Here is a 13611-nt window from a genome sequence, read left to right as displayed (position 1 = left end):
GCCACTCGCCCGGCGCATCACTGCGCGGCCATCACCTCGTCGCGGCAGGCGGAGGGGCTCTGCCCGGTCCAGCGCTTGAAGGCCCGGCGGAAGCCGCGCACATCGCTGTAGCCGAGCTCTTCGGCGATGCGCTCGATGGGCAGGTCCGGGTTGCCCAGCAGGCTCATGGCGCGCGCCCGGCGCACCTGCTCCTGCAAGGCGTCGAAGGTGATGCCGTGCTCGGTGAGGCGACGGCGCAGGGTGCGGCTGCTCATGTTGAGATCGCGGGCGACCTTGTCGATCTGGCTGCCATGGGCGAGGTCGCGGCTGATGGCGCGCTCCACCGTCTGCAGCAGGTCCATCTTCTGCTGCACCTGCGCGCATTCGAGCTCCAGCAGGTTGAGCGCCTGGCGCAAGGCGACGGGCTGGTGGCTGGGCAACTGCATGTCCAGCCAGTGGCTGGCGATGACCATGCGGTTATGCAGGCAGCCGAAATGCAGGTTGGGGCCCAGCAGGCGCTGGTATTCGGCGACGTAGCTGGGCGCGGCATGGGTGAACTCGAAGCGCAGGGGCTGGAATTCGGCATCGACCAATGCGCGGTTGTAGACCATCAGGCTGGCGAAGAACTCCTCCACCGCGAACACCTGGACGTCGGCATGGGGCAGCCGGCATTCCACCTCGACGACGCTTTCCTTCGCCCCCTCGTGCAGGGTGTAGACGGCCATGCCGCCGGTGGTGTGCTGGAAGCGTCGCCCGACATCGAAGGCATCGCGCAGGGTCTTGCACAACGACAGCACGTGGCCCAGCAGGCCGAGGGTGCCGAGCACGTTGCGGTGCCCGACCCACAGCCCCAGGCCACCGTCCGGGAAAGCCGCGAGGGCGCGCTGGATCAGGGTCACCGCCTGGCGGTAGGAGATGCGCTGGGCGGGGTCCTGCAACTCGTCCGGGGTGAAGCCGAGACCGCGGCACAGGCGCTCGCTGCTGACGCCCTTGTCGTTCGCCACCTCCGTGAGGGTCTGCAGGAGGAAGGGCGAAACCAGGGCGAGGTCGAGCTGGGGATCGAGGGTGGCGATAGGCATGGCAGGCAGTTCCCGAACCGAGGCGCCTGAGGTTCTTGTTCTGCGGCCAGGACGCGCGGCGGCGCCATCATAACGCGTTGGCGGGTTCACCAAGAGCGGGTGTAACAGAATATTGCTAGCTGTCCCCGAAAAGCCCCCTGCCTGTCCGGCAATGCCCTGCATCGCGCGGCCTTGAGCGCTTATTTCTATGGGCCGGCGCGGAACCCGGTTCCGCGACCGTCCGCCAACAATAAGAAACGAGCTCAATCATGAACCCGATCCGCGTTCCCCAGCTGCCCTCGCTGGCAGCCTCACTCGTCGTCGCGACGTCCCTCGCCCTGCCCGCCCAGGCCACCGAGAACGGTGTCGACAACATCGGCCCCGGCACCGATGGCTTCTTCGTCCTGCCGCTGGACGTGAACAGCCTTCCGGACCACATGTTCGCCTTCAACCTCTACTACAACCACTACGAGTCGAAGAAGCTGGACATCAGCTCCCTGGGCGGCAAGGTGCCGGAGGTGAAGATCACCTCCGATGCGATCATCCCGCGCCTGGACTACCTCAGCCCGCTGCGGCTGCTGGGCGGCCGGGTCGGTGGCTACGTGGCACAACCCTACATGCGCCAGCAGGTGGCGCTGTTCGGCCAAGAGAGCCGCCGCGAAGCCCAGGGCGACACCACCATCGCGCCGCTGATCCTCTGGGACATGGGCCAGGACCTGACCCTGGGCGCCGCCCTGGAGATCACCCTGCCCACCGGCAGCTACGACGCCGCGCGGCCGGCCAACACCGGCAACAACTTCGTCACCTACAAGCCGCTGCTCTCGGCCACCTGGCAACCCGGCGAGCGCACCGAGCTGTCGGTCAAGGCCACCTACAGCTTCAACAAGGAGAACCCGGACACCGACTACCAGTCCGGCCAGCTGTTCCACTTCGACTACTCCACCAGCTACCGGGTGACCGACAACCTGCGCCTGGGCCTGAATGGCTACTACGTGAAGCAGACCACCGACGACAAGCAGTTCGGCCGCACGGTGACCTTCATGGGCGAGGACGTGGACGACGGCGTGCGCGGGCAGGTCTTCGCCATCGGCCCGGCGGTGCACCTGACCTTCCTCAAGTACGCCAGCGTGGAGATGCGCTGGGCCAAGGAGTTCGCCGTGGAGAACCGCCCGGAAGGCGAGATGCTCTGGGCCAAACTGAATCTGCCGTTCAGCCTCTGAACCTTCCCGGAACGCAGAACCCCAGGCAATGGCCTGGGGTTCTCTCAGTCAGTTGGCGCCGACCGCAGGAGCGAGCGCTGCTCGCAAAGCGCTTCACCCAGGGGTGGCTGACCCCGCGCTCAGCTGTACACCGGCCACTGCTCGACGATGCGTCCGTCACGCACCGCCAGCAGGTCGCCGAACTGCAGGAGGATGGATTCGGACTGGGTCGGCCGCAGGAACACCTGGTCATCCACGGACAGGCCGACAGCGTGGGAGCCATTGATCATTTCCTGGTTGGAACTGCGCCCGTAGAGGCCGTTGAACTGCAGGCCCTTGGGCGACTCCGGCTCGGCCATCCAGTTGCCGCCGTAGATGAAGAAGGTCTCGCGCTGGTTCGGGTCCCACCAGGAGAACAGCGCCGACTTGCCGTCCAGCGCCGGAATGCGCACCGCGCCGGTGCTCTTGAGCACCGGGGTGGCGATGTAGGCCGCCGGCTGGTGCTCCTCCAGGGAGGGCAGGTCGTAGTGGGTGGGCTTGAGCAGTGCCGAGCCCACCGAGACCTCGCTGCTGGTGCGCTCGCGCTCGTGCATTCGGTAGCTGGGGCTGCCGGCGGTGTTCAGGGTCAGGTCCGGGCGCCACAGCGTTGGGTGCCGGGTACGGGCGTAGTCGACGAAGCCGTCGTACAGCGTCATCACCTTGGCGAAGAGCGCCTCGGGCGAGCCGAGGATGCCGGGCACGCCCATGCCGACGAAGGGGTCGTAGCCCATGAAGCCGGCAAACTCCAGGTGCTGCGGGTTGGCGCCGATCAGCTCGAGCATCCGCCCGAGGCCGGCCGTGTCCTGCACGCCGCCCCGGTGCAGCCCCACGTCCAGTTCGATGTTGATGCGCATGCGGATGTTCAGGGCCTTGGCCAGCGCCAGGTACTGCGCCAGTCGCTCGGGGGTGTCGAGCAGCCACTGCAGCTGCCGGGCCGGGTCGAACGGGCCGCGATGGGCCTCGTAGAACAGCTGCGCCGCACGCACCGGCAGGGGCTTGCCGAGCAGGATGTCCGACTCGGGGAAGCGCTCGGCGTCGTGGTTGAGGAAGGGCTGGTGGAACGACATCAGCCGCTGGGTGCCGGCACGCTTGGCGATGTAGTCCAGCAGTTGCGGCGACGGCAGGGACTTCTCCACCAGGCGAAGCGACTTGCCGGCACGGCGCACCGACTGCATCACCACGTCGATGTTGTGGTCCAGCCGATCGAGGTCGATCAGCATCACCGGGTGCATCGGCCCCTGGGCCTTCAGCTCGCGGTTCAGGCGGGCGAAGTAATCGCTGTACGGGGCGCCCTTGTCGGCCGGCCGCAGCCAGGCGCCGACACCGGCGAGCAGTACGCCGGCACCGGCCGTGCCGACGAGGAAGTTGCGACGGTTCATGGCTTCTCCTTGTTATCCGGCCACGCCGAGGATCGAGGACAGGTGCGCATTGAGGAACTTGCCGCTCGGGTCCAGCGCCTGGCGCACCTCGGTGAATTCCTTCCAGCGCGGGTAGAGCGCCTGCAGGGTGCGCGCATTGAGCGTGTGCAGCTTGCCCCAGTGCGGCCGGCCGGCGTACTTCCAGAAGATCGGTTCGATGGCGGCGAAGAAGTTGTGGTGGTCCATGCTGTAGTGCTGGTGCACGGAGATGGAGCAGCTGTCGCGGCCCTCGAACATGCTCAGGGGGATGTCGTCGGCTTTCACGTAGCGGTACTCGATGGGGAACCAGGTGCGCAGGTCCTTGTCGCGGATCAGCGCGAGGATCTCCCGCAGGCAGGCTGGGCCATGCTCGGCGGGCACCGAGTACTCCATCTCGTTGAAGCGCACGTTGCGCACGTTGGCGTAGATCTCGTGGGAGTCGCCGACCCGGTCGTCGAAGCTGGCGATGTGGCGCAGGCTGTTGAGCAGCGCGCGGCGTGCGGCGGGGAAGTCGCTGCCGTACTTGTCGAGGTTCTCGATGATCTTCACGAAGCCGTTGCCGCCCTCCTCCTCCTCCGGGTCCAGCGGTGGCGTGGCCGGGTCGGTGGTCTCGTTGAGGGCGACGGACAGCGCGTAGTCGGAATGGGTGATCACCAGCATCTCCCAGTGCTGGTTGTCACGGGTGAGGTTGCCCACGTCCTCCAGCAGCTCCTCGGTGCTGGCGATCCACTGTTTCTCGCGCAGGCGATAGGCCTCGCGGTTCTGCAGGCGCACCCGCGTCGCCACGCCCAGGGCACCCAGGGACACCCGCGCGGCGTTGAACACCTCGGGGTGACGCTGGGCATCGCAGTCCAGCACCTCGCCGCTGGCGGTCACCAGTTGCAGGCCGGTGACTTGTGAGGAATAGGAACCGAAGCCGACGCCGGTGCCGTGGGTCGAGGTAGCGATTGCCCCGGCCAGGGTCTGGTAGTCGATGTCGGCCATGTTCGGCAGCGCCTGCCCGACCGCCTGCAGCGCCGGCCCCATGAGGGACATCGGCGTGCCGGCGGCGAACTCCGCCTGCAGGGTGGCCGGGTCGTGCCCGAGCAGGCCGTTGAAGTAGGCCAGCGACACCAGGGTGCCGTCGGTGGGCACCAGGGCGCTGAAGGAGTGGGCCGAGCCCACCGGGCGGACCTTGCCTTCGGCCTGGCGGATGACCTGGACCAGCTCGTCCAGGCTCTGCGGGGCGAGGCGTGCCTGGGGCAGGCAGCTTTGGGCGCCGGACCAGTTCCGCCAGGGGATCAGCCGGGGCGCACGGGCCAGTTCCGCCAGCGCCGGGGTGCAGGCCAGCGCGGTGAAGGCGCCGGCGACGCCGGCCCGCTGCAGCAACTGGCGTCGGGTGAGGTTCATAGCCATGGAGGACGCCTTATTCGAGGTGCTGACCGGACATGAAGGAAATCAGCGCGAGGAACTGTTCTTCCGAGCACTGCATGCACATGCCCATCGGCGGCATGCCCTTGAAGCCATTGATGCTGTGGTCCAGCAGGCTGTCGGTGCCCTGGGCGACACGCGGCGCCCAGGCGGCGGCGTCACCGCTCTGCGGCGCCCCGGAGGCGGGGTTGGCGTGGCACAGCTTGCAACTGGTGTCGTAGACCTTGGCCAGGGCCGGGTCGGCCGGTGCCAGGGTGGCGGCATTCTGCGGCGCGGCCGGCTTGGCCTCCTCGCCACAGCCGCCGAGCAGCCCGGCCAGGGCCAGCAGGGCGGGAATCAGCAGGTTCGCGGGTTTCGGCATCGCACTCCCCTCTTCTACCGTGCCAGGCGGCACGGCGCTTGTCGTGGTGGGTAGAGGGCAACGTTAAGCCAGGCGCCCCTGCGCGCCCGAGGGCAATGGCGGACAGCCAGGGGGTTCTAACGGGACATCACGCGATGTGAAAACAGAACACCACGGCTCAGCCGATAGCCTTGGCCATCTCGCTGGTGGCGGCCCAGCCCAGCGCCTCGTACACCGGCCTGCCGACCTGGGTCGCATGCAGCACGGCGAAGCCCAGGCCACGACGGATGAACTCGGCCTCCGCCAGCTTCATCAGCGCCGACGCCAGGCCCCGGCGCCGGTAGTCAGGCTCGACGAAGACGTTCAGCACATAGCCGCGCTGGCCTACCTCCGGATGGGACGGATGCGGCGGCCATTCGATGCTCATCAGGCCGATGGCCGCCGCGATACGCGCCTCGTCCATCAGCGCGAAACCGTAGTAGCGCCCATCGGCCAGGCGCTCGCGCAGCCAGGGGCGGAAGTGCCCGGTCATCGTCCGCAGCCGCGCCGGGTCGCCCCCCGCCTCGAGGAACATCGCCTCGCGGTGCATGCAGATCGTCTCCAGGTCGCCGGGCGCCAACCGCCGCACCTGCAGGCCTGAAAACTCGATACCGCCAGGAATGTCGTCCATCGCACCGCCCTCATCACCGATGGCCGATGCTAGGGCGCAACGCGCGGCGGCCGATAGGCACAGATCGATGGGAAAAACGGCATACAGCGCGGGGTAGTCGCCATGGATTATCCGGCCATTCGCAACCGGTGCCTGCTGAAGGTCCTCGCGGCTGAAGCCGCTCCCACAAGGGGTGCCTGCACCTCACGGGTTTCACCCGCCACAGGAGCTTGAAGCCCGCACCGCTGCCCGCCTCGTGGGAGCGAATTCATTTGCGATGCGCTGTTCCAGGAGCCTTCGCGGTTGATGCGCCCAAACATAGGGTGGCAGACCGCGCGGGGTTGGCGAACCGGCTAACAGGACCCGGCAGACCCGAAGGCCTCCCCGCGCGGCCACCAGTGATGCTACCTCATCAGGCAAGCACAACCTGTAGGGGCGACTTCAGTCGCCAAGCGGTGCGCAGCACCGCCCAAGGCTTCGCGAGCAGAGCTCGCTCCTACAAGGAAGCACGTGCCTCTCCAGCTCGGCTGGAGAGGCCACCTCCCTCACTTGCACAGCTTCAGGTTCACCGCCCCCACGAAGTGGTTGCCGTGGCCCATGGCGCAGGCGACGCGCTGGTTGCGGTTCCGCTCCCAGGCTTCCACCGGGTACTGCTTGTTCCAGGCGGTGTAGAGCTGGCGGTCCTGCCTGGACAGGCGCAGGCCGTAGCGTTCGCTCATGTAGAAATAGGTGCGCGCGATCATCCCGCGCACCTGCTGGCGCGGCATGGCCTTGCGCGCCTTGAAGTCCACCACCATCTGGCAGGCACCGTACTGGCGGGGCTTCTGCGGCAGCCAGCCGAAGCCGTAGTTGCTGCGATCGCCATTCACCTCGCCGATGCTCGGCACGAGGTTGTGCAGGTCGGCCTCGGCGCGACGGAAAGCGGCGTCGTTCCTCGCGCAGTTCTCGCGCCCGCCCTTCTGCCAGCACTGGCGCTGGTGGCCGATGACCCAGGCCGGGACGATGTGCTCCCACTCGATGCGCTTGGCGCGCTGGGCGTTGGTGCGGGGTACGTAGCCGCAGCTCTTGAGGTCGACCTTGTTGCCGCTGTAGCGGCAGCCGCAATAGAACTCGACGGGGTGGGAGGCGTAGAGCTTCCAGGCGACTTTCTTGGCTTCCTGGAAAGTGCGGGGGGCGGAGGCATGGGCGGTGCCGGCCAATAGAAGGCTCAGCAGCAGGACGAAACGGATCATTACTTCTGGGGTTCCCGGTACGGCTGTTTTCAAGGCTCTCACTGACAACGTTTGTTCATCGGAGTTTTGTTGCAAACGAAGCGGCGAAGCTGATAGATGTATAAATATACAGTATTTCAGGGAAGCGTCCTATGAACCTTTCAGCTCCGTTGGCCTTGCCAAAACCACTGTCACAAATCCCTGGGATCATCGTTTCCCAGGTCACCGGTCTCGGCTTTCCACCCCGCTCGCCGAAGCGGCCGGACACCCGCCCCCTGCGCCAGCCGGCTGGAAGCCGCATCAAGGCGCATGGCCCGCATTGAGGAGGAGAACAGGGATGGTCGACGTACTGCAGCTGAAATACACGGTCAACCGGATGGCCGTGGACACGGTGAGCGAAGCGGTCGCGGAACTGCGCCTGGAAGGGCTGGTGACCGACGGCAAGACGCCGTTCACACGGGTGCACTTCAACACCTGCCTGGCGGAGATCGAGGCGCTGTTCCAGCGCGCCGGCTACCACAAGCAGCTCGATGTGGTGGGTTACCAGGGGCTGGCCTATGCCCTCTTCGACCCGGCCCGCTGGAAGCCGGTGGAGGTGCTGCGCTGGCTCAAGGAGTACGTCGACAACGCCCAGGCCAGCCACACGCTGGCACGCAGCGTCGACGACTTCAGCGCCGCTGCGCGTAGGCCGTGAACAGGCCGCTGCCGACGATCACCAGGATGCCGACCAGGCCGATGGCATCCGGCGCGTGGCCGAACAGCACGAAGCCGAGCAGCCCGGCGAAGACGATCTGCCCATAGCTGAACGGCGCCAGCAGGGCCGGTGACGCGTACCGGAAGGCCTGGGTGAGCAGCACGTGCCCGCCCATTCCGCAGGCTCCCAGCGCCAGCAGGAGCAGGCCGTGGGCCAGCGTGGTCGGTGCTTCCCAGAAGAATGGCACCAGGGTGCTCATGATCAGGGTGTTGGTGATGCCGGTGATGAAGTTGCTGGTGCCGGGGCTGTCGGTCTGGCTCAGGCGCCGGGTGAGCAGCTGGTAGAAGCCGAAACACAGCGCCGAGGCCAGCGGCAGGAGGATCGCCGGGGTGAACAGCGAGCTGCCCGGCCGCACGATCAGCATCACCCCGCCCAGGCCCAGCAGCACCGCCAGCCACTGCCCGCGGGTGACACGCTCGCCAAGGAAGGGCACCGACAGCGCCGTCACCAGGAGCGGCGCCAGGAAGTTCACCGCCGTGGCTTCCGCCAGGGGGATGTAGCGCAAGCCGGTGGTGAAGAACAGGCTGGTGCCGATCAGGCACAGCGCCCGGCCCAGCTGCAGCAGCGGACGCTGTGTGCGCAGCACGCGCAGGCCCTCTCGAGGCAGCAGGAAGCCGGCCATCAGCAACGTATGCACCAGATAGCGCACCCACACCACCATGACGATCGGGTAGAACGCCGACAGGTACTTGGAGATCGCGTCGTGGCTGGAGAACAGGAAAATCGCCACGCAGACGAGCAGGATGCCCTTTAGGGGCTCCTCTCGGCGCAGCGAAGGTATCTGGGTGCTCATGGGGATTCCGGGGCGCCCGCTCCCTTTTGGGTAGCAGACTAATGATTAGGCGGCTCAAAAATATCGGCTTCGTGACGCGCACTCAAGTGACAGCCGGCGGATAGCGGGTATTCTTGCCGACCTCTTCTTCCCGGCCGGTACGAGACCGATGAACCCCGAAGACCTGCTGCTCCTGGTGACCCGTGAAATGCCCTACGGCAAGTACAAGGGCCGCCTGCTGGCCGACCTGCCCGGCCATTACCTCAACTGGTTCGCCCGTGAAGGCTTCCCGAAAGGTGAGATCGGCAGACTGCTCGCCCTGATGCAGGAGATCGACCACAACGGCCTCAAGCCCCTCCTCGACCCGCTCCGTCGTTCCGCCGGGCCCCGCAGAAATCCCGATTGACCCACAGGTGCAACCAGAAACGGTCTAGGCTAACGACTGGGCGCCGCAACCGCCCTCGAAACACCGGGTTGCACCTTTGCAGGGAAAGCCGCCAGCCCACTGGCACCAAGGCGGTGCGAGTGATGGCCGGAGCGGAAACAGGTGATCGGAAATACCGGAAAACTTAGGTTGCACCTGGTTGCACCTCGCTTCACGCGCGGATACTCTTGGCGCCGCTAAGCCGTCGCGACCACGGCAGGAATGAGGATAAGAAATGGCAACCACCACCACCCTTGGCGTGAAACTCGATGAAGCGACCCGTGAGCGCCTCAAGGAAGCCGCACGCCAGATCGACCGCACGCCGCACTGGCTGATCAAGCAGGCCATCTACAGCTACCTGGAGACCCTGGAAAGCGGCAAGACCCTTCCCGAGCTCCAGGGCATCGCCGCGCGCCTGGCCGAGGGTGACCTGGAAGCGGTGGACGCCCTGATCGACCCGATCCACCAGCCGTTCCTCGATTTCGCCGAAAGCATCCTGCCGCAATCCGTGCTGCGTGCCGCCATCACCGGCGCCTACCGCCGCCCCGAGGAAGAAGTGGTGCCCATGCTGCTGGAGCAGGCACGCCTGCCCGCCGACATGGCCGACGCCACCTACAAACTCGCCTACGGCATCGCCGAGAAGCTGCGCAACCAGAAGAGCGCCAGCGGCCGCGCCGGCATCGTCCAGGGCCTGCTGCAGGAGTTCTCCCTCTCTTCCCAGGAAGGCGTGGCGCTGATGTGCCTGGCCGAAGCCCTGCTGCGCATCCCCGACAAGGGCACCCGCGATGCCCTGATCCGCGACAAGATCAGCAACGGCAACTGGCAGCAGCACCTGGGCCAGAGCCCCTCGATGTTCGTCAACGCCGCCTCCTGGGGCCTGCTGATCACCGGCAAGCTGGTGTCGACCCACAACGAGGCCGGTCTCTCCAGCTCGCTGAACCGCATCATCGGCAAGTCCGGCGAGCCGCTGATCCGCAAGGGCGTGGACATGGCCATGCGCCTGATGGGCGAGCAGTTCGTCACCGGCGAGACCATCGCCGAGGCCCTGGCCAACGCCAGCGCCTTCGAGACCAAGGGCTTCCGCTACTCCTACGACATGCTCGGTGAAGCCGCGCTGACCGAGGAAGACGCCCAGCGCTACCTGGCGTCCTACGAGCAGGCCATCCACTCCATCGGCAAGGCCTCCCACGGCCGCGGAATCTACGAGGGCCCGGGCATCTCCATCAAGCTCTCCGCCCTGCACCCGCGCTACAGCCGCGCCCAGTACGAGCGGATGATGGACGAGCTGTACCCGCGCCTGCTGTCGCTGACCCTGCTGGCCAAGCAGTACGACATTGGCCTGAACATCGATGCCGAGGAAGCGGACCGCCTGGAAATCTCCCTCGACATGCTCGAGCGCCTCTGCTTCGAGCCGCAGCTCAAGGGCTGGAACGGCGTCGGCTTCGTCATCCAGGCCTACCAGAAACGCTGCCCGTACGTGATCGACTACGTCATCGACCTGGCCCGTCGCAGCCGTCACCGCCTGATGATCCGCCTGGTCAAGGGCGCCTACTGGGACAGCGAGATCAAGCGCGCCCAGGTCGACGGCCTGGAAGGTTTCCCGGTCTACACCCGCAAGGTCTACACCGACGTGTCCTACATCGCCTGCGCGCGCAAGCTGCTGGCGGTGCCGGATGCCATCTATCCGCAGTTCGCTACCCACAACGCCCACACCCTCTCGGCCATCTACCACATCGCCGGGCAGAACTATTACCCGGGCCAGTACGAGTTCCAGTGCCTGCACGGCATGGGCGAGCCGCTGTACGAGCAGGTGGTGGGCAAGATCGCCGACGGCAAGCTGAACCGCCCGTGCCGCATCTACGCACCGGTGGGCACTCACGAGACGCTGCTGGCCTACCTGGTCCGCCGCCTCCTGGAAAACGGCGCCAACACCAGCTTCGTCAACCGCATCGCCGACCAGACCATCTCCATCAAGCAACTGGTGGAAGACCCGGTCGTCAGCATCGAAGCCATCGCCGCCGCCGAAGGCGCCCTGGGCAAGCCGCACCCGCGCATCCCCCAGCCGCGTGACCTGTATGGCGCCGCCCGCGCCAACTCCAGCGGCATCGACATGTCCAACGAGCACCGCCTGGGCTCCCTGTCCAGTGCCCTGCTCAGCAGCGGCCACGCCGACTGGCGCGCCCGCCCGATGCTGGGCTGCCCGGTCTCCGAGGGCGAGAGCCTGCCGGTGACCAACCCGGCGGACCGCCGCGACATCGTCGGCCACGTGCAGAACGCCAGCCTGGAAGACGTCGGCAACGCCGTGCTCGCCTCGCTGACCGCCGCGCCGATCTGGCAGGCCACCCCGCCGGTGGAGCGCGCCGCCGCCCTGGACCGCGCCGCCGACCTGATGGAGGCCGAGATCCAGCCGCTGATGGGCCTGCTGTGCCGCGAGGCCGGCAAGACCTTCGCCAACGCCATCGCCGAAGTGCGCGAGGCCGTCGACTTCCTGCGCTACTACGCCGCCCAGGCGCGCCACGACTTCGCCAACGACAGCCACCGCCCCCTGGGCCCGGTGGTGTGCATCAGCCCGTGGAACTTCCCCCTGGCGATCTTCAGCGGCCAGGTGGCCGCCGCCCTGGCCGCCGGCAACACCGTGCTGGCCAAGCCCGCCGAGCAGACCCCGCTGATCGCCGCCCAGGCCGTGCGCATCCTGCTCCAGGCCGGCATCCCCGAAGGCGCCGTGCAGTTGCTGCCGGGTGAAGGCCATACCGTCGGCGCCGCGCTGGTCAGCGATGAGCGCGTCAAGGGCGTGATGTTCACCGGCTCCACCGAAGTCGCCGGCATCCTCGCCCGCAACGTCGCCGGCCGCCTGGACTCCCAGGGCCGACCGATCCCGCTGATCGCCGAGACCGGCGGGCAGAACGCGATGATCGTCGACTCCTCCGCACTGGTTGAGCAGGTGGTGACCGACGTCGTCGCCTCGGCCTTCGACAGCGCCGGCCAGCGTTGCTCGGCCCTGCGCGTGCTGTGCATCCAGGAAGACGTCGCCGACCGCGCGCTGGAGATGCTCAAGGGCGCCATGTCCGAATGCCGCCTGGGCAACCCGGACAACTTCGCCATCGACATCGGCCCGGTGATCGACGCCGAAGCCAAGGCCGGCATCGACAAGCACATCGAGACGATGCGCAGGAAGGGCCGCCACGTGTTCCAGGTCGCCCGTACCGAAGGCGACGTGATGAGCCGTGGCACCTACGTGATGCCGACCCTGATCGAGCTGGAAAGCCTGGACGAGCTGGAGCGCGAAGTGTTCGGCCCGGTACTGCACGTGCTGCGCTACAAGCGCCAGGACCTGGACCAGTTGCTGGACCAGATCAACGCCACCGGCTATGGCCTGACCCTCGGCGTGCACACCCGCATCGATGAGACCATCGCCAAGGTGGTGGACAAGGCCCATGCCGGCAACCTCTACGTCAACCGCAACATGGTCGGCGCCGTGGTCGGCGTGCAGCCCTTCGGTGGCGAAGGCCTCTCCGGCACCGGCCCGAAAGCCGGCGGCCCGCTGTACATGTACCGCCTGCTGGCCACCCGCCCGGTGGACGCCGTGAGCCGCACCTTCAAGCGCATGGACGAACAGGCGGCCGACGCCCACCTGCGCAACAGCCTGGAGCAACGCCTGGGCAAGCCGCTGGATGCGCTGAAGGAATGGGCGGGCAAGGAAGGCAAGGCCGAGCTGGCCAGCCTCTGCGACAGCTTCGCCGAACTCTCGCAGAGCGGCCTGACCCGCACCCTCCCCGGCCCGACCGGCGAGCGCAACACCTACATGCTGCTGCCCCGCGCCAACGTGCTGGGCCTGGCCGACGACGAAGGCGACCTGCTGACCCAGCTGGCCGCTGCCCTCGCGGTCGGCAGCGCGGTGGTCTGGCAGGACGGCGACCTCACCAAGGCCTTGCGCGGCAAGCTGCCCAAGGCGGTGCAGGCGCGCATCCGGCTGGTCGCCGACTGGAAAGCCGAAGGCGTGGAATTCGACGCCGTGCTGCACCACGGTGACTCGGACCAGCTGCGCGGCATCTGCCAACAGGTGGCGGCGCGCAAAGGCCCGATCATCGGCGTCCAGGGCCTGTCCCAGGGCGAGACCGCGGTGCCGCTGGAACGCCTGCTGATCGAGCGCGCGCTGAGCGTCAACACCGCAGCGGCCGGCGGCAACGCCAGCCTCATGACCATCGGCTGATGGCCGGCAGGCCAGGCGAACGCCTGGCCCGCCACCCGTTCCAACCAGGGGCTCCGGCCCCTGGCGCCCACCGCCTCAAGAGGGATGTGGGCACCCAAGGTTCCCGGTGATCCGCCTGGCGCCTTTTCCAACAGGCGGCTCGTCCCGCCATCCAAGGCCTTCGGGCAAA

11 protein-coding genes are annotated in these 13611 nt (G+C 67.3%); 4 read left to right on the top strand and 7 right to left on the bottom strand.

Going from position 1 to position 13611, the window contains the following annotated elements; translation table 11 throughout:
* Window positions 1-17: 17 nt before the first annotated feature.
* Window positions 18-1058: an AraC family transcriptional regulator gene (locus WFQ67_RS12195; RefSeq protein ID WP_213625375.1), complete on the bottom strand. Its 1041-nt coding sequence runs from the start codon at window positions 1056-1058 to the stop codon at window positions 18-20.
* Between the two features lie 248 nt (window positions 1059-1306).
* Between WFQ67_RS12195 and WFQ67_RS12190 the strand changes: the two genes are divergently transcribed.
* Window positions 1307-2257, top strand: coding sequence for a SphA family protein (locus tag WFQ67_RS12190; protein ID WP_337057009.1), 951 nt, complete (start codon window positions 1307-1309; stop codon window positions 2255-2257).
* 119 nt (window positions 2258-2376) lie between these two features.
* Here the strand turns inward: WFQ67_RS12190 and WFQ67_RS12185 are convergent, their stop codons facing one another.
* The 5 genes from WFQ67_RS12185 to WFQ67_RS12165 all read right to left on the bottom strand — a co-directional run bounded on the left by WFQ67_RS12185 (window position 2377) and on the right by WFQ67_RS12165 (window position 7303).
* Window positions 2377-3585, bottom strand: a complete 1209-nt coding sequence (locus WFQ67_RS12185; protein WP_167368460.1) for a DSD1 family PLP-dependent enzyme — start codon at window positions 3583-3585, stop codon at window positions 2377-2379.
* An 81-nt stretch (window positions 3586-3666) separates the two neighbouring features.
* Window positions 3667-5001 carry a D-arabinono-1,4-lactone oxidase gene (locus WFQ67_RS12180; protein ID WP_337057113.1) on the bottom strand — a complete coding sequence of 445 codons (1335 nt, stop codon included), beginning with the start codon at window positions 4999-5001 and terminating at the stop codon, window positions 3667-3669.
* A gap of 76 nt (window positions 5002-5077) precedes the next feature.
* The gene (locus WFQ67_RS12175) at window positions 5078-5443 is read right to left on the bottom strand and encodes a c-type cytochrome (protein ID WP_044412685.1); all 366 of its coding nucleotides are present in this window, start codon (window positions 5441-5443) and stop codon (window positions 5078-5080) included.
* 157 nt (window positions 5444-5600) lie between these two features.
* The gene (locus WFQ67_RS12170; RefSeq protein ID WP_337057008.1) at window positions 5601-6092 is read right to left on the bottom strand and encodes a GNAT family N-acetyltransferase; all 492 of its coding nucleotides are present in this window, start codon (window positions 6090-6092) and stop codon (window positions 5601-5603) included.
* A gap of 524 nt (window positions 6093-6616) precedes the next feature.
* On the bottom strand, window positions 6617-7303 hold the full coding sequence (locus WFQ67_RS12165; RefSeq protein ID WP_337057007.1) for an endonuclease I family protein: 687 nt from the start codon (window positions 7301-7303) through the stop codon (window positions 6617-6619).
* A 316-nt stretch (window positions 7304-7619) separates the two neighbouring features.
* Here WFQ67_RS12165 and WFQ67_RS12160 point away from each other — a divergent pair, with 316 nt between their 5' ends.
* A complete protein-coding gene (locus WFQ67_RS12160; RefSeq protein ID WP_337057006.1) occupies window positions 7620-7976 on the top strand; it encodes a transcriptional regulator in 357 nt (118 codons plus the stop codon).
* Here WFQ67_RS12160 and WFQ67_RS12155 read toward each other — a convergent pair.
* Window positions 7951-8829 (bottom strand): DMT family transporter, encoded by an 879-nt coding sequence (locus tag WFQ67_RS12155; protein ID WP_337057005.1) that lies wholly within the window; start codon window positions 8827-8829, stop codon window positions 7951-7953. The genes WFQ67_RS12160 and WFQ67_RS12155 overlap by 26 nt on opposite strands.
* Window positions 8830-8977: 148 nt before the next feature.
* Here WFQ67_RS12155 and WFQ67_RS12150 point away from each other — a divergent pair, with 148 nt between their 5' ends.
* Together WFQ67_RS12150 and putA are read left to right on the top strand one after the other, a co-directional pair.
* The gene (locus tag WFQ67_RS12150) at window positions 8978-9214 is read left to right on the top strand and encodes a DUF3820 family protein (protein ID WP_263150161.1); all 237 of its coding nucleotides are present in this window, start codon (window positions 8978-8980) and stop codon (window positions 9212-9214) included.
* Between the two features lie 253 nt (window positions 9215-9467).
* On the top strand, window positions 9468-13442 hold the full coding sequence (putA, locus tag WFQ67_RS12145; protein ID WP_337057004.1) for a trifunctional transcriptional regulator/proline dehydrogenase/L-glutamate gamma-semialdehyde dehydrogenase: 3975 nt from the start codon (window positions 9468-9470) through the stop codon (window positions 13440-13442).
* The last annotated feature ends 169 nt before the right edge of the window (window positions 13443-13611 follow it).

Origin of the sequence: Pseudomonas sp. USHLN015 (assembly GCF_037153275.1) — a bacterium.
Classification (GTDB): Bacteria; Pseudomonadota; Gammaproteobacteria; order Pseudomonadales; family Pseudomonadaceae; genus Metapseudomonas; species Metapseudomonas tohonis.
Note: the sequence above shows the minus strand (reverse complement) of the source record. Positions and strands in the feature narration are given on the sequence as shown.